The organism is Shewanella sp. SW32 (assembly GCF_025653365.1).
Taxonomy (GTDB): domain Bacteria; phylum Pseudomonadota; class Gammaproteobacteria; order Enterobacterales; family Shewanellaceae; genus Shewanella; species Shewanella oncorhynchi.
This window is the reverse complement of sequence record NZ_JAKKSJ010000036.1, coordinates 1-19,144: the sequence shown is the minus strand read 5'-3', so window position 1 is coordinate 19,144 and position 19,144 is coordinate 1. Positions and strand designations below refer to the sequence as shown.

Genomic DNA, 19,144 nt, shown 5'->3' with positions numbered 1-19,144 from the left:
TTCGCATTATTGTTTTAATATTGAGCTCACTATCTTACAGTCGTTGGTTCTCAGACTGGCTTTATGTTTCATTTTTATACCCATCATCAACATTAATCTGCTGCAATAACCAAGGGTATAAATCATCCACTTTAGCAGTTTGACTGTTATGTTTATTTCAAAATAATGAATGCTAAATTAAGTTTTAATTATATCCATTACCTTTTAAGGACCCGTGTTCCTTATATATTATTGGGTATTGCATACCGAATAATATCATCAAAATATCACATTAAAATATTGATTATTATTTGAGCTGGACACTAGATGCTTTGAGCTTATGTGTATTGCTCTTACTGTTTGTTTTTACATGGCTAATACTTTTGATTTACCATCCTGTTCTGTTAGGTGAACAGTGAGGTGTCTATAATTAGTTACTCATCAATGTGTTACATTGGCAATGTGCGATCTTGCCCTCTTTTTTTACGCATTCAACTCTGAAATAATCCGCTCGCACGTTAATAGAAGTTAGCGGCAATATTATAATAATGGGGTTGATGATATGGATAATGTTAATAAATTAACGGCTATTTCTTTAGCTGTTGCAGCGGCTTTGCCTATGATGGCAAGCGCAGATGTGATGATCACCGAATATGTTGAAGGTAGCTCAAATAATAAAGCGATTGAACTGTATAACAGCGGCGATACGGCAATTGATCTCGCGGGTTATAAACTGGTTCGTTATAAAGATGGTGCTACTGTTGCGTCGGATATGGTGGCTTTAGGTGGTCAAACTATTGCGGCAAAATCGACAAAAGTTATTTTAAATACTAGCGGTACTATTACTGTTGCTCAAGGGGTTGATAGTTACTCTGGTAGTTTAAGTTTTAATGGCGGTGATGCGGTTGCCTTAATGAAAGATGATGCAGTCATCGATATTATTGGTGATGTGCCGACGCCAACGGGTTGGGGATTAGACGTTACCTTAAAACGTAAATTAGATGCGTTAGTGGCGAATACAGTATTTAATGCCGCCCAGTGGGAACAATTACCTAAAGATACCTTCTCAGGTTTAGGTTCTCTAGAAACGCCTGCTGAGCCAGAAGTGCCGCTCTTTAGCTGTACTGGCGCTAAAATTGTGCCTATTTATCAAGTACAAGGTGCGGGCGAGTCGAGCCCATTTGTACCAGCAGGGGCATTCGAATCTGAAGCCGAAGTGACTGTGCGTGGCGTAGTGACTGCCCGTGGTGAAAGCTTGTTTAAAGGTTTTTACTTACAAGAAGTTAAGGGTGATAACTCACCGTATACCTCTGATGGTGTATTTGTATTCTTAGGTGAAGCTGCACCTGAAGCGATTCAACCAGGGGTTGAAGTGTGTGTGCAGGGTAAAGTGAAAGAATACTTTGGCCTAACTCAAATTGATATTAAAGCCGATAAGAAATTTGATGTTGGCGCTAAGGGTGAAGTCCCTGTTGCCGCACCTTTCTATGTGGCCGATGGCGAAACCTTAGCGCAAGCATTAGAGCGCTATGAAGGCATGAATGTGGCCTTAGATGCGGGCAGCGATCTTAAAATCAGCCGCACCTTCAGCTTCGACTATGCGGGTAGTCGCAATAACATGCTAGTGTCATATCAAGCACCTTTGATGAAGCCGACACAGCTGTATCCAGCGCTTTCTGCTGAAGCAACGGCATTAGTTAAATCTAACCGCGAAAACCAACTCTTTATCGAATCCGATTACAAGCCTGCCAATGGTGTTATTCCATACTTCCCTGATTTCAATGTGGAAACGGGTTACATCCGTGTTGGCGATCAACTGACTAACCTGCAAGGTGTGATTGGTTACAGCTACGGCGCTTATCGTTTAGTGGCGACTAATACTATTACAGCGGGTGATTTTATCCGTGGTGACGATAGAACCGAAGCCCCAAGTGTTGCAACTAAGGGAGATCTGCGCGTGGCTAGCTTTAACGTGCTGAACTTCTTTAACGATGTTGATGGTGGCGATACCAATCCATCAGGCAGTAACCGTGGCGCCCTAACGCTGGAAGAAATGGTGCTACAACGTACTAAAATCGTTAGCGCTATTACCGCCATGAACGCCGATATCGTCGGTTTGATGGAAATTGCTAACAACGGTTTTGGTGAGAAGAGTGCGATTAAGGATTTAGTCGATGCACTAAATGACAAGCAGACGCCTGAAAACGCCTATAGCTTTGTTGAAATCACCGATGCTGATAAGTATGACGGCAAGTACTTTGGCACAGATGCGATTACTGTCGGCATGTTATACCGTGGTGGTAAAGTGGCTTTAGCAGGGGCTGCACAAGTTATCGGTACTCCAGAACAGCACGCCAGTGCTGGCAGCGTGACTCGCACAAAAGATGGCAAAACTGAGACTAACCCTGGCAATGATGCTTATCAACGTCACAGCTTAGCGCAAACCTTTAAAATCCATGATGAGTCTCTGACCGTAGTCGTTAACCATTTGAAATCTAAAGGCTCAGGCTGTTTAGAAGATTGGGCTAACTTCGAAGAGTCAGTTGATCCTGCCGATCAACAGGGCAAGTGTAATGCTTTCCGCGTATCTGCAGCCAAAGTCTTGGGTGAAACGCTAAAAGACGTGAAAGGCGACTTACTGATCATCGGTGATATGAATGCCTATGGTATGGAGGATCCTATCCGTGTACTAACCGACTTCGATGCGAGCAAGTCAGAGCGTGACATCCTGACCGCTTCGTGGACGACGCTCGACGGCAAAGTGTTTGAGCGCCAAGGCAGCAAGATTGAAAAAGGTTATGGCTTTATCAACTTGAACACGAAAGCCCACGGTGCAAGCACTTTCTCTTATAGCTATAACGGCGAGTTAGGTAACTTAGATCATGCTTTAGCCAATGCTAGCCTAGCCAAACGTTTAGTGGATATTGAAGATTGGCATATCAACTCAGTGGAATCTAGCCTGTTTGAATACGGTAAGAAGTTCTCTGGTGATCTGGCTAAATCTGAAAATGCTTTTTCTGCATCGGATCATGATCCTGTGATTGTTGCTTTAAGTTATCCTGCGCCAGTAGTGCCGCCAAAACCTGAGCCAAAGCCTAAAGATGATGGCGGTGCTTTAGGTTATTTAGGTTTAGCACTGATGTCCTTGTTTGGTTTGCAGCGTCGTCGCCGTTAACCTGTATATGGGGTTAACTCACAAGTGCAATTTGTGAGCTAGACTGAAACAAAGGGATGGTTAACCATCCCTTTTTTATCTCTTTTTTTCAGTTTTTATTAGGAGTGAGTATGGATACCACCTCAAATCCGCTGAAAACCATGAATATCAAGGCGCCACTGTGGTTTTACTTTGTCGCAACGCTCAGTTTGTTGTGGAATATCATGGGGCTGATGGCTTTTGTGATGCAAATGACTATGACGCCAGATGCACTCGCACAGATGAGCCCAGATCAAATTAAACTCTATGAAACGACGCCAATTTGGGTTGATGCTGTGTTTGGCTTTGCCGTGGTTTCAGGGGTTCTAGGATGCCTATTATTGTTATTCAGAAAATTAATTGCTTATAAAGTGTTGGTCGCCTCGCTTATCGCTATTTTGTTGCAAATGACCTATGTATTTTGCATTCAGCAAGCGGCTGTGGTGCTAGGAGCTGATGCGTTAATTATGCCAAGTGTAGTCGTGGTGTGGGGATTATTTCTTGTCTGGTTTAGTCAGCTAAGTACCGTTAAATCTTGGTTAGTTTGAGCCTTATTTTTGCTGATATTGATGTGACCAGCTGAGAGTAAACTAGTTGAACTTCATCCACTTCACAGTAAACTGCTGATTGGTTTTATTGACTAGGAAGTTGCAATGAGTATTTGGTTTAGAGCTGTAACGTTAGAGGATTGCGCGCGTTTAGACGCAGGTATGGGTGGCAAAGGCACCTTGATGCAGACTTTAGGAATTGAGATCAGTGAGATTGGCGACGATTACATGAAGGCCACTATGCCAGCCAGTCCGGCGGTGCATAACCCTTTGGGCATAGTGCATGGTGGCGCGAATGTCGCGCTTGCTGAAACCGTTGCCAGCTATGCGGCAAATTTCGCGGTGGATTTTGAGCAGTACTATTGTGTCGGTCAAGAAATTAACGCTAACCACTTACGGGCTTCCCGTAATGGGGTATTAACCGCCACGGCTAAGCCTATCCACTTAGGGAAGCGCAGCTCTGTATGGGAGATTTTAATCCACAACAGTGCGGGTGAACTGACTTGTATTTCACGGATGACGGCGGCTGTCGTTAAACGCTAAATGCTAAATGCAATGAGCCAGCTTATTACCTGTGGTGTGAATGGCGTATCAATCGTTTGATTTAAATAATATATAGATAAGGATTGGATATGGATAACGCTACAATTTGGGAATGGGTTGGTTATTTAGCTTCAGTGGTCGTTGCAATATCACTGATGATGTCAAACATTAAGAAACTGCGCTGGTGGAATCTCATTGGTGCGGCTTTATTTGTGGCCTACGGTGTGGCAATTGGGGCTTATCCTGTTGCCTTAGTTAACTTTTTTATCGTGCTGATTGACACTTATTATTTGGTTAAGCTTTATCGTGAAGCCGACTTATCCAGCAGTTAATGGCAGTGTATCAGCTTAACTCCGCTTTCTCGCACCGCACTTCGCTCCATTGTCCTGAGCAGCTATTTGGTTTTTCAACAGCATCTTAAGTGATGTGAGCGGACCATTGGCTGTGAGTCCGTGTAATTCATTAATTGTCTTGCCAAACTCATTCTTAATCTTTTTTTTAGATTATATAAATCTAGTTTAATCGTTTTATTCTCAAGTGGTAATTCTCTATTCTTGCTCTATCGACAACACGTCGCCAGCCAAGGAGATAAACCATGGCCACCATTTACGATTTAATTGAAACCTGGTTAACCAGCAATCAAGACTAAGGAGCAGGGCATGAGTCAACAACATCAAACAAGTCAGTACTTAACGAGCCAAAACGGCGCCCCAGTGGCCGACGATCAAAACTCACTGTCGGCGGGTGAACGTGGTCCTCTGCTATTACAAGATTGGCATTTAATTGAAAAATTAGCCCATTTCAACCGTGAGCGTATTCCTGAGCGTATCGTGCATGCTAAAGGTACTGGGGTTTATGGCACATTTTCGCTGACTAAAGATTTAAGCGATTACACCATTGCTGACCATTTCAATGGTGTTGGTAAGCAAACCGAAACCTTTATTCGTTTCTCAACCGTAGGTGGAGAAATGGGTTCTGCCGATGCAGAGCGCGATCCACGTGGCTTTGGTTTACGTTTTTATACTGCCCGTGGTAATCACGATATTGTGGGTAACAATACGCCGACCTTTTTCTTGCGAGATGGAATTAAGTTTCCAGACTTTATCCATACGCAAAAGCGTAATCCTAAGACAAACTTAAAAGATCCGCAGGCTATGTGGGACTTTTGGTCATTGAATCCTGAAGCTATGCATCAAGTGACCATTTTGATGTCGGATCGTGGTATTCCGGCGAACTACCGTCAAATGCACGGTTATGGTTCACACACTTTCTCGCTGTGGAATGCCAAGGGCGAGCGTTTCTGGGTGAAGTTCCATTTTAAATCGCAGCAAGGTGTGGTCAACTTAACCAATGAACAGGCTGATAAATTAAAAGGGATTGATCCCGATTCATCGCAGCGCGATATGGTGGTTGCTATTACTGATGGTAACTTCCCGCGTTGGACGGTTAATGTGCAGATTATGCCTGAGGCGGATGCCAATACTTACCATATCAATCCATTTGATTTAACTAAGGTTTGGCCGCATAGCGACTATCCATTACTTGAGATTGGTGTATTAGAACTGAATCGTCTGCCACAAAACTACTTTGCTGAAGTTGAGCAAGTGGCATTAGCACCGAGTAATTTGGTCCCAGGCGTCGGGGCTTCACCAGACAAGATGTTACAAGCGCGTTTATTTGCCTACGCCGATGCGCAGCGTTACCGCATTGGTGCTAACTACAACCAATTGCCAGTAAACTGCCCGCATGCCGCTAAGGCAAATCACCATCAACGTGCAGGTGCGATGGCGGGCACACAATGCCCTTACCATGGCAGCCAAACTGGTGCTGATGCTTCGGCAAACTATGGCCCGAACAGCACTGCTGATGCCTTGGTTGAGCCAGTAAACTTTAGCGAACCACCATTGCGTTTAGAAGGTGAAGCGGCGCGTTATAGTCGTTATAACCAAGACGATTATACCCAAGCGGGTAATTTGTATCGCATCTTCTCTGAAGCTGAGAAAGCGCGCCTAGTGGCAACAATTTCGGGTTCATTAAGTCAAGCGAGTTTAGATGTGCAGCAACGTATGGTGGCGCATTTTACTCAAGCCGATGCGGATTACGGACAACGTATTAAACTGGCATTAGGTCTTTAAACTGTTGCTGTTGCGAATGTTTGAATAATAGTAGAAACGATAAAACTGAGTAGGAAGCCTCTACTCAGTTTTTATTATAAGCGACAACAATATTAACATTCTCGTTAATGTGCTCTTAGGCTGCAATGAGTGCTGCGTTAGGGCTATTTAGCTGCTTTAACAATCCAAATGCTTGCTGCATTTTATCCTCGGTTACGATAAATCCTATAAATGTTTCATCCACGTCGAATGCTTTAATACAGCTTCCTTGAGCATCAATATCGACTTGCCAGCGATGGACGCCATTCACTGTTATACCGCTGAGCTGCATAGGTAACAGTGGCGTTTTCACTTTAATGAGCATGGCGGGAAAATTCACTGCTGTCGGTTGGTTCAGTAATGTGTTCGCTAGCGCATTGGCGCTCAGTAACGCAGGTTGCAAATAGGCCCTATTTTGGCCGTTGATTTGGGCGCAATCACCTAGCGCATAAATATGGGCATCGTTGGTTTGTAAGCATTCGTTAACGACGATACCTTTATTGACCTCTAGCCCCGCATGCTGGGCAAGTTGACTGTTAGGGAGAAGTCCCGCTGCACAGATAACCGCATCACAAATAAACCGCTGGTCATTATCTAGGCACACAGAGATACTGCCATCTTGGTGTTGCAGTTGGCTGACTCGGGTTTGCAATTGCACTGTGACGTTATGCTGCTTTAGTACAGCGGTCAGTTTGTGGCTTAACATTTCGGGTAGCATATTCGGCATTAAGCTCGCTTGTGGATCGACCAAAAACACTTGCTTACCTGCAGTTGCTAAGTCCATTGCCAGTTCAACTCCGACCAAACCAGCACCGATAACCAGTACTCTCCTCGCGCCATGGATGTCTGCTTCGCAGGCCTGATACTCCATTAAGCTGTTAACTGTGTGGATGATATCGACGCCATCCCCCTCTATAGGTGGAATAAAGGGCCGTGCACCCGTGGCAAGCACTAATTTTTTGTACGCAATTTCGCGTCCTTGATGGCAACAGACTACCTGACGAACTTTATCTATTTTTATGACTTCACAGTGATTTATTACATCAATTTGTTGCTCATGTGCAAATTCAGTCGCGGTCAATTTTATGAGGTCTGACGCCATTTTTTTAAGGCTAAACACATGGCTTAAATCTGGTTTATGGTATTCGTCACCAGAGTCGGCTGTGATAACTGTAATCGGTTGTTCGCGGTTTAAACGTCGCAGTGTTTTGACTAGCTGATATGCCGCGAATCCACTGCCGATAATGACGATTGGCTTAGGCATTAGTCACCTCATTTTTTATGACAGCGAAAACGCTTTTACCTAGGCCACATTCGGGACAGAGGAAGTCTTCGGCCACTTGAGTCCAAGGTGTGCCAGCAATGACATCTTGATTAGGTTCTCCTTTTTCAGGGTCATAAACCCATTGGCAAACGGTGCAAATCATTGATTGTGTATCATTTAATTCGCACGCTTTTGTTGCAATCGGTGCCGTCATAGGGACGTTATTAGTAGCAGTATTTTCAGCTATTTGACTGGCTGTGGTGGCTTGGCTAGGTTTTGACATGACTTGATTAATGATAGAGCGACTATTAGCGCTATCGAGGGGCCGCAATGCCCATTCTCGCGCGATTCGCTGGCCGTGCTGACGGCATTCTTGCATCGCATCACGATCGGGACGCCATTTGACTTTTAATCCCACCGAGGTTTCAAAACCAGCATCCATCAAACGAGTGTGAATTCTATCGACTGCGCCGCCATTCCAGCCATAACTACCAAAAGCTGCCGCCTTTTTATTGCGAAAACGCAGGCCCGTAATTTCTTCAAGCATGGCGGCAATTTTAGGCATCATCACATTATTCATGGTGGATGAGCCGACTAAAATACCTTTTGACCTAAATGCCTGTGCAAGGATTTCGTTTTTATCATGACGTGCGACGTTATACACTTTTACCGCTACATTGGGGTCAACATCATGGATACCTTGAGCAATACCGTCGGCCATCATGCGAGTATTATTGGACATAGAGTCGTAGAAAATCGTGATACGGTCTTCTTGATAAGCGTCGGCCCAAGCTAAATATTGGTGAATAATTTGGGCTGGATTATCACGCCACACAATGCCGTGTGAAGTTGCGATCATATCTACAGGTAAATTAAAGCTTAATACTTCGTGAATTTTAGCCGTCACTAGGCTGCTAAAGGGTGTTAAAATGTTTGAGTAGTATCGTAGGCATTGCTCCATTAATTCATTTTGATCAACCTCATCATTGAATAAATGTTCGTCGCAATAGTGTTGGCCAAAGGCATCGTTACTGAATAAAACCGCATCTTCGGTGAGGTATGTCATCATGCTATCTGGCCAATGTAACATAGGTGCTTCGATAAATATCAGTTGCTTACCATTGCCTATCGCTAAACTATCCCCTGTCTTTACGGTAATGAAATTCCATTCTGGGTGGTGGTGATGTCCTACAATGGAGTCGACCGCATTTTCACTGCAGTAAATTGGAGTGTTAGGAATTTTGGCCATTAATGCAGTCAGGGCGCCTGAGTGGTCTTCCTCTGCATGGTTCATCACAATATAGTCTATGTCGGTTAAATTAATTTCAGCTTCAAGATTTTGTAAGAATTGCTGGCTAAAACGATGATCAACTGTATCAATTAACACGGTTTTTTCTTCACGGATAAGGTAGCTATTGTAGCTTGTGCCTTTAGTTATTTTGTACTCAGTACCATGAAAATCTTGCACTTCCCAATCGCGTTGACCCACCCAGTGGATATTGTTTTTTACATGAATAGTCATAAATACACCTGTGATAATTAATAATGAATGCGCTACGTAAATCTTGCTTATTTAGTTAAATATCTTATTGCACTCACTATGCCAACATTCTAAGGTGTTGATTTTTATTTATATTAACGTATTTCAACATTTAAAATTACTTGCTGGTGTCATAATGACAATTTGATATTGGTCAAATTGACATTACACTGTTGTCAATATGACTTTATTTGACTGTGGATGTGCTATGAGTACCCATGCTGATTTAACTCAGTTAGCCTTAGATTTAACAGTCGGCGTGTCGACGCAAGACAGATTTGAGCGTTTGTTGGCAGTGGTCAGGCGGCGTGTCAATTGTGATGCTGCGGCATTATTGGCATTTCGGGAGCAGCAATTTGTCCCCTTGGCGATAGATGGGCTCTTTGCCGAAGTGTTAGGACGGCGCTTTCAAATTAGTGAACATCCGAGATTAGAGGCTATCGCCCGTGCTGGCGATGTGGTTCGTTTCCCGGCCGACAGTGAACTTCCCGATCCGTATGATGGTTTAATTCCAAATCATAGTGCGAACTTACATGTACATGCTTGCATTGGTTTACCACTAATCGCGAACGATCGCTTAATTGGGGCGCTCACCATTGATGGTTTCAACCCTCATCAGTTTGATGGTTTTAGTGATAGCGAGTTGCGTGTGATCAGCGCACTGGCCGCAGCCAGTCTTAATACTGCGTTATTGATGCAACAGCTAGAATCCCAAGTTGTTGAAGTTTCCAATGGCACTGAGGTGCTCAATCGTCCTGCTAGTCAGCAGGAGATCATAGGGCAATCCACACAGATCCAATCGCTAAAGCAGCAGATAAGTGCCGTGGCAGGCACTGACTTATCGGTATTAATTACCGGCGAAACTGGCGTGGGTAAGGAGTTAGTGGCCGCGGCGATACATAATCAATCGACCAGAGCCGATAAATCACTTATCTATTTGAACTGCGCTGCATTGCCGGAGTCCGTCGCCGAAAGCGAGTTATTTGGGCATGTAAAAGGGGCATTTACGGGGGCAATCAGTCATAGGCAAGGCAAGTTTGAACTCGCTGACAAGGGGACCTTGTTTTTAGATGAAATCGGGGAGCTTCCCTTGGGGCTGCAAGCTAAGTTATTGAGGGTTTTACAATACGGTGAATTACAGCGAGTGGGCAGTGATAAGAGCCTAAAAGTTAATACTCGGATTATTGCCGCCACTAATCGAATTTTGCACCAAGAGGCAACGGAAGGGCGCTTTCGTTTCGATCTTTACCATAGGTTGAGCGTATTTCCTATCCACGTAGCACCATTAAGAGAGCGTGGGCAAGATATTGTTATGCTGACAGGTTTTTTTCTTGAACGTTGTAAAGCGAAGTTAGGACTCACCCATATCAATATCACACCCGCAGCGCAGCAGTTATTAGAGCAATACACATGGCCGGGTAATGTGCGTGAGCTAGAGCATGCGATACACAGGGCTGCGGTGTTGGCGAAAGCCGAGCTAAAAACGGCTTATATCAGCTTAAGTGATAAACATTTTCAGCTCGATTCTTTGATGAATCAAGCACACAGAACAGTCGACGAAGATAGGCCATCAGATGCCACAACGCCAGCCATTGAATTAGCATTTAGGTCTGAGTCGGCCTGTCGTGAGGGACAATCGCAAGATAATTCTAGTGTTATGCTGGGGCTTAAGGCTGCGACTGAGAGATATCAGCGTCAACTTATTCGTCAAGTTTTAGCCGCGAATCAACAAAATTGGGCTGCGTGTGCAAGAATATTGCAAATCGATACAGGTAATTTGCACCGACTTGCAAAACGGTTAGGTTTAAAAGAATAAAATATTGCGTGAAGAGATTTTATTCTGCAGCAAAACCCCAGCCTCGATTCTTAGAAGAACAGTGTTGCTACGCCTAAGAGTGCGAACAATACGGCGCAGCCACGGTGTATCCACAACATAGGCAATTTTTCGGCGCTGAAGTGGCCTGCGATCACTACGGGTACGTTAGCAAGCAGCATGCCTAAGGTTGTGCCAGCAACCACCATAGTTAATGAATCGTATTTTGCGGCTAATACCACAGTTGCGATTTGCGTTTTATCCCCCATTTCGGCGATAAAAAACAGGATAAAAGTGGCGAGAAAGGGGCCCATTTTATAGAAACGGCTCTCTTCTGCATCGACTTTATCGGGGATTAACACCCAAAGAGCGATTGCAAAGAAGGACGCAGCCACTAAATAACGTGCCAGATCTGGGCTTACCCAGTTAATCGCCCATTGGCCAATCCAAGCTGCGGCAAAATGGTTAAATAATGTCGACAGCAAAATACCTAGAATAATGGCGGTTTTATTTTTAAATCTTGCTGCGAGGATTAGTGCAAGTAATTGAGTTTTATCACCAATTTCGGCGATAGCAACCGTAAAGGTTGAGGCAAGTAGGGCTTCCAAGTGTGATCCTTTAGGGGTGGTTATGACATAAGCACAATAAACCGTCCACCCCTAGGTGCGGTCATTGTGCTCAGGTCTTGCTGGGCAAATCGATGATTTGCTGTGAACACCATGGCATGTTGCCAAGTATGTTGATGTTCACCCTAGATGACGATGGCTCGAAATCCAGTTAGCTACTCCCCCGAAGCGAGGTGGGCATTATACCTAGGTAAGATTTAGTTTCAAGCACGAGTTTATAACAGTAGGTGCTGATAAATGTTTGACGGGTGTCAGAAAAATACCGATCCACATTCTGTAACTTAATGAATATAAATGAATTATTTTTTGACAACGCTGTCTTTTGTTGCTAATTTAGCCAAGTCATTTCTACTTGGTTACATACTGTTAACTCGTAGTGACTCAATGATAACGACTGTATTTGGCAAACTAATTGAAAAGTTAGGACGCAAAGCTTCCGGTCTAAGGTTGTAAATGGATTTTTTAGTGAACTAAGATAGCGGAGTTGCCGCAGAATTCGATTTCTGTGAAAGATAAACGACTGCTGTTTAATGCTGTTGTTTGCCCAAATACCACTTTTATATCTAAGCCTATCATTATGTTTAGGATGATAGGCAATCAATGGAGTGCATTAAAGTGGCAAATCCTACTGTTTTTTCCCCTATTTCTAAATTGAGTTTATTGGCCGCGGCAGTAATGGCGACGAATGCGTTTGTGAGTATCTCTGCGCAGGCGCACGGTTATGTTGTGGCACCTGAATCGCGTTCATATGCCTGTAAAACAGGTAAAAATGCCAATTGTGGCGCGGTGCAATGGGAGCCGCAAAGTGTTGAGGGGCCATCGGGTTTTCCTGAATCAGGTCCTGCTGATGGCAAATTGGCGAGTGCTGGCAATGGTGCTTTTTCACCTTTGGATGAACAAAGTCCGAGCCGTTGGGCAAAGACGGATATTAAAGCGGGCTGGAATAAGTTCAGTTGGCAGTTCACAGCAAACCATGTCACCCGTAATTGGCGTTACTATTTAACTCGCCAAGATTGGAACCCAAACCAAGCTTTGAGCCGAGCGAGCTTTGACTTAGCACCCTTTTGCGTAGTTGATGGTGGTATGGAACAGCCGCCTAAGTTAGTGACCCATGACTGTTACGTGCCAGAAGGTCGCAGTGGTTATCAAGTGATCTTGGCCGTGTGGGAAGTGGGAGATACGACGAATAGTTTCTACAATGCTATCGATGTGAACTTGGGCTCGGGTCCTGTTGTGCCGAGTGAATGGCAAGATGTCGGGGATATCAATCCGTCACTCGATCTAAAAGCAGGCGATAAAGTGATGACCCGGGTGTTTGACGCCAATGGTGAGCAAGCGGCTAAGCAAACAGTCATTACCATTAGTGATGGGACTCAAGGTGATAAACAAAATTGGCCTTTCCTATTAGCGAGCGCGATTAATGCCCAGCAGTCCCAGTTAAAAGCGGGACAAAAAAATGCATCGGGTGTGATTGAGCCTGTGTATGGCAAAAACGACATTTTTACAGCGAAAAACTCAGGTATTGAGCGTGTCGAAGTAGGATTTGATTTAGCTCCTGCTCCGGGCAACAGCTTAGAAGTCACTTCACTTGCCGACGATTATCAAATTATCGATGGTGCGGCGAAGGTCAACTTTGATGTGACCAGTAACGCCGAGATGCTAGTGTCAGCGTATTTGTTTAGCCATGATGGCACAGCGTCAGGTTTTGTGAGCCAAACTGTTAACAATACCAGTGCTAGCTTAGTGTTAGACGTCGTTGAGCCTAAAGCTGGGCATTATCATTTGCAGGTAAAAGCTGAGCCTAAACAAGGTGATGTTATTCAGCAGAACTTTGATCTCTTCTTAAAGGATCAAGCTCCTGCACCAGAAGCTGATTTTGTATTCCCAGCAGGCGTGAAAGGTTACGTTGCAGGTACTACAGTGTTACAGCCTAAAAATGGCAAAGTGTATCAATGTAAGCCATTCCCTTATAGCGGCTATTGCGTGCAGTGGTCGGCTTCTGCCACAGGATTTGAGCCAGGTGTTGGCGCTTCTTGGGCTATGGCGTGGACTGAGCTGTAAATTAACTTTTTGAGCTAACCTAGCTTCAAAAAGGTGTGATTGGGCTTAAACATATTTGCTGTGTTTAAGCCCTTTTTGTCTGCATCGGATGGAAAAAGACCGGCTTTATTTTGATTCGAGCCTAATACAAGATTACAGGTATTCTCAACAAAGGTAGCGATTTTGTTGGCTTGTTTATTTTCGTTTATCACAGCGCTATTAAGTTGTTACCGTACCGTTTGCTACCCTTCTTTGTTCACAACTGGCTTGCCCACTGGGTTTGGCTCTGTTAATGTCCCAAACTATCTATTTAATCGATGCTTATATCGGTACATTAATTTGGGCTATCACAATTGAAAGTCATGCCATTTTTCAATAATCGATTTAGTTAGCCTCAATGGCTACTGGGTTGAAACATTCAAAAGCTATTGGGGCCAATTGATCTGCTAGGTCGAGATCTGATTGGATGCTTTAAGTGATGTGTCGCTTATTTCGATTTAAGACGCAAGGCTTTATCGGTTCAAATCTTACTCAAATAAAATAATAATTAATTATTGAACAGGACTATTGTGTGAATTCAAAAATGTTAGGCTCGATCGCCATCGTTGCCGGGACGGCCATTGGCGCAGGTATGTTAGCGTTACCTTTAGCCACTGCGGCTTTAGGTATTATCCCTGCTTTAGTGTTACTCGTCGTTATTTGGGGCGTGTCCGCCTATACCTCATTACTTATGCTCGAAATTAACTTACGCACTGGCGTGGGAGATAACGTGCATGCTATTACGGGTAAGTTACTGGGTAAAAAAGGTCAAATAATTCAAGGTGCTTCTTTCCTGAGTTTATTATTTGCTTTGACCGCGGCTTATCTCACCGGCGGCTCTTCGTTATTAGTGCTTAAAGCGAAGAACATGTTCGATATCGTGCTCGATAATCAAGTCGCAGTGTTGTTATTTACACTGGTGCTCGGTGGCTTTGCGGCGCTAGGTGTTGCTTGGGTCGATAAAGTTTCACGTTTCCTATTTTCGTTAATGATTCTATTGCTCGTGGTGGTGGTATTATTTTTATTGCCCGAAGTCAGTATTGCTAGCATGGCAACTGGCGCGATTGCCGAGTCTATGACCAGCAATTGGATGGCGGCAATTCCCGTGGTGTTTACTTCGTTTGGTTTCCACGTCTGTATCGCCACTTTAGTGCGTTATCTTGATGGCGATGCGGTATCACTGCGTAAGGTGTTGTTAATCGGCTCGACTATCCCACTTGCTTGTTATGTTCTGTGGTTATTGGTGACTTTAGGCACAGTAGGCGGATATGAGGTGAATAGTTTTGAAGGTTCACTACCTTCACTCGTCACGGCATTGCAGGATATTGCTCATGCGCCTTGGATCAGCAAATGTATTTCATTATTCGCTGACTTAGCCTTAGTGACTTCATTCCTCGGTGTGACCTTAAGTTTATATGACTTTATCGCCGAATTAACTCGTGCCAAAGAAACGTTTGCCGGCCGTATTCAAACTTGGTTACTGACCTTTATTCCGCCTGTTTTGTGTGCCTTGTATTTGCCTGAAGGCTTTGTGGCGGTACTGGGATTTGCGGCCGTACCATTGGTCGTGATGATCATCTTCTTGCCAATTGTTATGGCACTGCGTCAGCGTCAAATACAGCCTCAAGGATATCAAGTTGTAGGCGGCACATTTGCGCTCGGTCTTGCCGGTATCTTGGGGGCCATTATTATTGGTGCTCAGTTATTTGTGGGAGGTTTTTTTGAGCAAGTCAGAGAATTATTCAATTTTATTATAATTATTGTTATCTAATCTCTAGTTCAAAATTAAGAACATGAAAGGCTGAAATTGAGTAGACTTAAACCAATAATGCTTATTAATGTATTTGCTTTGTAAGCGAGTTTTTCAGAGTCTGTTATAGAGAGTGTCGCATGTGATAAAGTCAGGCCCCGGCCTGACTTTTTGCTTTTTAGGTTTTAAAGCGAGTGATGCTGGGTTTTAGCACAGTTATTTAAAATTAAAACAACGCTATTAAAACGAGAAAATGGCCCAGCTTGCGCGTGGCTTCATTCACATAAAACGGACTTAACACAATGAAAAAATGGTTACTCACAGTTGCCGTGGCCGCTAGTTTTGGCGCACAGGCTGACGAAGGTATGTGGCAGCCCCATCAACTGCCTGCTATGGCTGATGAGCTGAAAGCAAAAGGCCTTGAAATTGATGCAAAATCGATTTCTAAACTCACCGAATTCCCGATGAATGCCGTGATAAGCCTTGGCGGTTGCACTGCATCATTTGTATCGCCAAAGGGCCTAGTCGTGACTAACCATCACTGTGCCTATGGGGCAATTCAATACAATTCCACTCCTGAGAAAAATCTGCTGCAGGATGGTTTTTTAGCTAAGACCTTCGCCGATGAATTACCTGCGACCCCTGGCTCACGTGTCTATGTGACTGAAGATGTCACTAATGTCACTGAGCGAGTTAAAAACGGACTTGAAGGTAAAGTGGGCAGCGCCTTCTATCAAGGCATTGAAAGCCAAGAAAAAGCGTTAGTTGCTGAATGTGAAAAAGAAGATGGTTACCGTTGCCAAGTGTATAGCTTTCACGGTGGTCTCGAATATTATCTGGTTAAACAACTGGAAATCCGTGATGTGCGTTTAGTCTATAACCCAGCCGCGAGCGTGGGTAAATACGGCGGCGACGTAGACAACTGGATGTGGCCACGTCACACAGGCGATTTTTCTTTCTACCGTGCTTATGTATCTAAAGCGGGTAAACCCGCAGAATTTAGTGCTGACAACGTGCCTTATGAGCCAAAAAGTTTCTTAAAAGTATCGGCTAAAGGCGTGAGTGAGGGGGATTTTGTGATGGTGGCAGGCTACCCAGGTCGCACCAACAGATATCGCACAGCTACTGAAGTTCAAAATGAGTTTGAGTGGGCTTATCCCGAAGGCAAAATGCTGCGTGAACGCTTTATTGAGATCATTAAAGAAACCGCCCCAGAGGGCAGTGACGAGCGTATTAAGTACGAGAGTCAAATCGCAGGTCTGGCAAATTACGCGAAAAACTTCACTTCTATGATCGAGTTTTACGGCAAATCAACCATGTTGGCCGACCGTAAAGCCCTCGAAGCTAAGCTGGCGGCGTGGATAGCCAAAGACAGCAGTCGTGAAGCGAAATACGGTAAAACCTTAGCGGAATTAGATGCCTTGATTGCCAAAGGCAAAACGCATCAAGAGCGTGACATGATCTTAAGCTACATAGGTAGCACGACTATGTTGCCGACGGCGCGTAGCTTATATCGCCTCGCGAACGAGAAACAACTGCCAGATATGCAGCGTGAACCGGGCTTCCAAGATCGTGATATTACACGTCTAAAAGCCAGCATGGAGCGTATTGACCGCCGTTATGCGCCAAGCGTTGATAAAGCGGTATTGCACGACATGCTAAAACGCTACGCCGCACTGCCAGAAGATCAGCGCCTACCCGCATTGGATAAAGCCTTTGGTATCGATAAAAAGTTTAGTGAAGCTAAGCTTTCGAAAACCTTAGATAAAATGTACGCCAAAACTGAGTTAGGTAAGAAAGATGTTCGTCTGGCGTGGATGGACAAATCCGTTGCCGATTTTAAAGCCTCTAAAGATCCTTTCATTCAATTCGCTGTCGCTATGTATGACACAGATATGGCTGAAGAAAAGAAAGAAAAAGAATTAGCGGGTGAACTAATGAAGGTGCGTCCGCAATATATGGATGCCATTATTGCTTACAACCTAGAGCAAGGTAAGCCAGTGTATGCCGATGCTAACTCAAGCTTACGTGTCACGGTTGGTCATGTGAAAGGTTATTCGCCAAAAGACGGCTTAGTGGCCGTGCCATTCACTCGCCTTGAAGGCATAGTGCAAAAGGACACGGGTGTTGACCCATTCGATGCACCGAAGAAAGAGTTAGAGCTGATTAAGCAGAAGCAATATGGTGATTTCTATATGAAATCAATAGATTCTGTACCAGTAAACTTTTTATCAACTTTAGATACTACTGGCGGAAATTCTGGCTCACCGACCTTAAACGGCCGTGCTGAATTAGTGGGCCTGTTGTTCGACGGTGTGTATGAAAGCATTATCGGCGGTTGGGCATTTGATAACGAGATTAACCGTTCTATTCATGTCGACAGCCGTTATATGCTGTGGGTAATGAAGTATTTAGATCATGCCGACAATTTATTAGCTGAGATGGAAATCGTTAAGTAATCCATTACCGCATCAGCAATGGTGCGGCCTATAATGGCATAGTGAATTTGGATTATCAGCATTCAAGTGCGATTTAGTGCTTTAAAAATACTGAAATAACAAGACAACAAAATAGCGATAAACTCACTGGGTTTATCGCTATTGTTATATTCGATGGTTGGAAAGTACCAAATGTCATCCGATAATAAAATCCATTTTGTGCAATTTTTTCGTTGGAAGAGATTGAGTTATAAGCAGATACTTTATTTAGGTTAGTGAAGTTCTTATTTACTAAACTACGTCATGTGGTTAAACTGATTTTTAAGAGGGAACTGAAGAGACATTAGGATTTGTTAAACCCACAAAATAGCCCAAAAGATTGGGAAAATTATTTTAAGAACATTGTTAGGCTGCACTACCTGCCAGCTAATTATCGGGATGTTCCCGATAAGCATGTCGGTGACTTTGGTATAGAATGCTATACTTTGTCAGGTCATGTATTTCAGTGTTATTTACCTGAACAAGTTTCTGATGTTAAAAAACTCGTTGATTCCCAGCGCAACAAAATAAATAAAGATATAAAAAAGTTTACAGAGACAAACGTTCTTGAGCTTAGAAAACTTTTTGGCGAAATTATCATATCTCGATGGATATTAGCTACATCAGCAAATGATTCAGCTGCTTTAGCACAGTTCTGTGCGCAAAAATCTATAGAAGTAAGAGAGTTAGGGATTTCGTACGTAAGTCATGATTTTGAGATATTAGTACATACAGAAAGTGAGTACCCAAAAGAGGTGGGATTTTTAAGAAAAGAAACCTACCAATTGAATTTTAACTTTAATAGTACAACTACAGAAGGTGCCGTCTGCTGGATTGATGAAAATACTGAGTTTCTATCCAAACTTGACATGAAGCTACCAAAAATTAAGCACGAATCAGATAGAATATTAGAAATTCGCACGTTTATAAGGCTTTGTTTCCTAAATCGAGTCAGCGAACAAAACTCTCATCATTGTTCAAATATCAAGCTACATAGTGGGTTTCAGGCATACCTAGCCCAGTAAGCTTGTTCAAAGCCCTAATCATCGCGTAAGCTTCTCCCACCTGAGCGTTATAATTCCGCATGCTCAACGTGCCTCCTAGCAGTTGTTTTATCCTGTACATGGCGGTTTCTGAGATTGAACGGCGATGATAACCATATCGTTTTTTCCACTGCTT

The 19,144-nt window shown here is 43.7% G+C and carries 13 protein-coding genes, 1 pseudogene and 1 riboswitch; of the genes and pseudogenes, 10 read left to right on the top strand and 4 right to left on the bottom strand.

Annotation, left to right across the window (positions count from 1 at the left end):
* The first annotated feature begins 541 nt into the window (after window positions 1–541).
* The 5 genes from exeM to katB all read left to right on the top strand — a co-directional run bounded on the left by exeM (window position 542) and on the right by katB (window position 6,398).
* Window positions 542–3,154: an extracellular exonuclease ExeM gene (gene exeM, locus L5M28_RS18845; RefSeq protein WP_168824918.1), complete on the top strand. Its 2,613-nt coding sequence runs from the start codon at window positions 542–544 to the stop codon at window positions 3,152–3,154.
* A 110-nt stretch (window positions 3,155–3,264) separates the two neighbouring features.
* The gene (locus tag L5M28_RS18840) at window positions 3,265–3,720 is read left to right on the top strand and encodes a hypothetical protein (protein ID WP_263163751.1); all 456 of its coding nucleotides are present in this window, start codon (window positions 3,265–3,267) and stop codon (window positions 3,718–3,720) included.
* Window positions 3,721–3,825: 105 nt separating this feature from the next.
* Entirely contained in the window at window positions 3,826–4,263 is a 438-nt protein-coding gene (locus L5M28_RS18835) for a PaaI family thioesterase (RefSeq protein ID WP_028761594.1), read from the top strand.
* An 89-nt stretch (window positions 4,264–4,352) separates the two neighbouring features.
* A complete protein-coding gene (locus tag L5M28_RS18830; RefSeq protein WP_028761593.1) occupies window positions 4,353–4,595 on the top strand; it encodes a YgjV family protein in 243 nt (80 codons plus the stop codon).
* A gap of 327 nt (window positions 4,596–4,922) precedes the next feature.
* Window positions 4,923–6,398: a catalase KatB gene (katB, locus tag L5M28_RS18825; RefSeq protein WP_263204170.1), complete on the top strand. Its 1,476-nt coding sequence runs from the start codon at window positions 4,923–4,925 to the stop codon at window positions 6,396–6,398.
* A gap of 115 nt (window positions 6,399–6,513) precedes the next feature.
* On the opposite strand, the gene norW is transcribed toward katB, so the two are convergent.
* Complete coding sequence (gene norW / locus L5M28_RS18820) at window positions 6,514–7,680, bottom strand: NADH:flavorubredoxin reductase NorW (RefSeq protein ID WP_263204169.1); 1,167 nt, start codon at window positions 7,678–7,680, stop codon at window positions 6,514–6,516.
* Window positions 7,673–9,202, bottom strand: coding sequence for an anaerobic nitric oxide reductase flavorubredoxin (norV, locus tag L5M28_RS18815; protein ID WP_263204168.1), 1,530 nt, complete (start codon window positions 9,200–9,202; stop codon window positions 7,673–7,675). Before norV ends, norW begins: the two co-directional genes overlap by 8 nt.
* 226 nt (window positions 9,203–9,428) lie before the next feature.
* On the opposite strand from norV, the gene norR reads away from it, so the two are divergent.
* Window positions 9,429–11,036, top strand: coding sequence for a nitric oxide reductase transcriptional regulator NorR (norR, locus tag L5M28_RS18810; protein ID WP_263204167.1), 1,608 nt, complete (start codon window positions 9,429–9,431; stop codon window positions 11,034–11,036).
* Between the two features lie 50 nt (window positions 11,037–11,086).
* Here norR and L5M28_RS18805 read toward each other — a convergent pair whose 3' ends face one another.
* Window positions 11,087–11,641: a TMEM165/GDT1 family protein gene (locus L5M28_RS18805; protein WP_131524629.1), complete on the bottom strand. Its 555-nt coding sequence runs from the start codon at window positions 11,639–11,641 to the stop codon at window positions 11,087–11,089.
* 410 nt (window positions 11,642–12,051) lie between these two features.
* A riboswitch (cyclic di-GMP riboswitch) is annotated at window positions 12,052–12,151 on the top strand.
* 123 nt (window positions 12,152–12,274) lie between these two features.
* Here L5M28_RS18805 and gbpA point away from each other — a divergent pair.
* From gbpA to L5M28_RS18785, 4 genes are all read left to right on the top strand, one after another.
* Window positions 12,275–13,720 (top strand): N-acetylglucosamine-binding protein GbpA, encoded by a 1,446-nt coding sequence (gene gbpA, locus L5M28_RS18800; RefSeq protein WP_263204166.1) that lies wholly within the window; start codon window positions 12,275–12,277, stop codon window positions 13,718–13,720.
* Window positions 13,721–14,282: 562 nt separating this feature from the next.
* A complete protein-coding gene (locus L5M28_RS18795; protein ID WP_263204174.1) occupies window positions 14,283–15,509 on the top strand; it encodes an aromatic amino acid transport family protein in 1,227 nt (408 codons plus the stop codon).
* A 281-nt stretch (window positions 15,510–15,790) separates the two neighbouring features.
* Window positions 15,791–17,947 carry a S46 family peptidase gene (locus L5M28_RS18790; RefSeq protein ID WP_263204165.1) on the top strand — a complete coding sequence of 719 codons (2,157 nt, stop codon included), beginning with the start codon at window positions 15,791–15,793 and terminating at the stop codon, window positions 17,945–17,947.
* A gap of 329 nt (window positions 17,948–18,276) precedes the next feature.
* Window positions 18,277–18,990 (top strand): hypothetical protein, encoded by a 714-nt coding sequence (locus tag L5M28_RS18785; RefSeq protein WP_263204164.1) that lies wholly within the window; start codon window positions 18,277–18,279, stop codon window positions 18,988–18,990.
* Here L5M28_RS18785 and L5M28_RS18780 read toward each other — a convergent pair.
* Window positions 18,950–19,144, bottom strand: a pseudogene (locus L5M28_RS18780) (IS5/IS1182 family transposase); the annotation flags it as partial. The gene L5M28_RS18785 and the pseudogene L5M28_RS18780 overlap by 41 nt on opposite strands.

Coding starts and splice junctions, on each gene's coding strand:
- exeM (WP_168824918.1), top strand. CDS start 542: ATGGATAATGTTAATAAATTAACGGCTATTTCTTTAGCTGTTGCAGCG.
- L5M28_RS18840 (WP_263163751.1), top strand. CDS start 3,265: ATGGATACCACCTCAAATCCGCTGAAAACCATGAATATCAAGGCGCCA.
- L5M28_RS18835 (WP_028761594.1), top strand. CDS start 3,826: ATGAGTATTTGGTTTAGAGCTGTAACGTTAGAGGATTGCGCGCGTTTA.
- L5M28_RS18830 (WP_028761593.1), top strand. CDS start 4,353: ATGGATAACGCTACAATTTGGGAATGGGTTGGTTATTTAGCTTCAGTG.
- katB (WP_263204170.1), top strand. CDS start 4,923: ATGAGTCAACAACATCAAACAAGTCAGTACTTAACGAGCCAAAACGGC.
- norW (WP_263204169.1), bottom strand. CDS start 7,680: ATGCCTAAGCCAATCGTCATTATCGGCAGTGGATTCGCGGCATATCAG.
- norV (WP_263204168.1), bottom strand. CDS start 9,202: ATGACTATTCATGTAAAAAACAATATCCACTGGGTGGGTCAACGCGAT.
- norR (WP_263204167.1), top strand. CDS start 9,429: ATGAGTACCCATGCTGATTTAACTCAGTTAGCCTTAGATTTAACAGTC.
- L5M28_RS18795 (WP_263204174.1), top strand. CDS start 14,283: ATGTTAGGCTCGATCGCCATCGTTGCCGGGACGGCCATTGGCGCAGGT.
- L5M28_RS18790 (WP_263204165.1), top strand. CDS start 15,791: ATGAAAAAATGGTTACTCACAGTTGCCGTGGCCGCTAGTTTTGGCGCA.